Annotated in this window: 1 protein-coding gene; it reads left to right on the forward strand. The window is 63.9% G+C overall.

What is annotated here, in order from left to right:
* Positions 1 to 848 precede the first annotated feature (848 nt).
* On the forward strand, positions 849 to 1253 hold a 405-nt coding region (locus RA21_RS23220; RefSeq protein WP_039151582.1), incomplete at its 3' end, for a LysR family transcriptional regulator.

Genomic DNA, 1253 nt, shown 5'->3' on the forward strand with positions numbered 1-1253 from the left:
CCCCCGCCAGCCCTGTGTATTGGCTCATTCTGTCACCTGCTCATAAGCCAGCGCCGCCACGATGTGGACGCGCCGGGTTTCGCCTCCGTTCAATGCGGTGTGGTAGCCGCGGGTGTCAGTGAAATAGACCGAACCGTCCGCTGGCAAGTGGGTGACGTGATGATTGACGATGAACAGGGAACCGGGGTTTGTGACAACCGGGATATGCAGCCGCGGCTCCGGGTCGCGGTGCCAGGAGTTGCAGTTATAAAGGCCCTTGGACAGCACCCGCGTGCGCCCGATCGGAAAGCGTTTGGCCAGCTCGGCATGCACATGCTCGAAATAGGTGCCGGCGAACTTCGGATTGAACTCGGAAAAATCCACCTCCGGCACCAGATCCTCGCGCGGCTCCTCGACATAGCGGTCGTCGGCGCGCAGCCAGTAACGGCCCGACAGGTCGTTGGCGGTCCACTCCGTCTGCCCGGGTCTCTGGGTCAGCGGCAGCGCGGCAAACCCCTGGTCTTGCATGCCGCCCATGAAGTCCTCGCGGCGCAGGCATTCCTCCAGCGCCTCTTGCAGCAGCTGGATGTCGAATGTCAGCTCCAGCCGCTGGATGCCCGGCCCCGGCACAAACTCCGCCNNCTCCGCCACAGAGGCGGAGTCGGGCATGGTTTGCATGGCCCGGGCCACGGCCCCGGCATCGGCGTCGTTGATTTGCGGAACAAATGTCATGCCGCGCGCTCCCAAATTTCGTGCTGTACGTGAGTGATGATGCATTCGGCGCCATCGTTGCAGGCAGATACGTCTGAATAAAGCCGGGATTTCGCAAATAGTATTGCAAAAAATGCAACAAGTGGCAGGGTAACCTCATGCGCCGCAAGATCCCGCCCATCTCCGCCCTCCTGTGTTTCGAGGCCGCCGCCCGCTCCGGCAGCTTTGCCCAGGGCGCCCGCGCCATGAACCTGTCGCAAAGCGCCTTCAGCCGCCAGATCCAGGGGCTGGAGGCACAGACCGGCCAGACCCTGTTCAAGCGCGAACGCCAGCGGGTGCAGCTGACCGGTGCGGGCGAAATGCTGCTGCAGGAGCTGGCGCCGCAGCTGGAGGCGCTGGAGGCCACGTTTTACCGGCTGCGCACCCGCGACAATCCCTACGGCGCGCTCAACATCGGCACCTACCCGACACTGGGCAGCCGCTGGCTGATGCCGCATCTGGCGCGGCTGGCGCAGGATCAGCCGCGGCTGACGGTCAACACCATCACCTATCTGGACAATGCC

The sequence above is a fragment of the Leisingera sp. ANG-DT genome, from assembly GCF_000813785.1.
In the GTDB taxonomy this organism is placed as follows: domain Bacteria; phylum Pseudomonadota; class Alphaproteobacteria; order Rhodobacterales; family Rhodobacteraceae; genus Leisingera.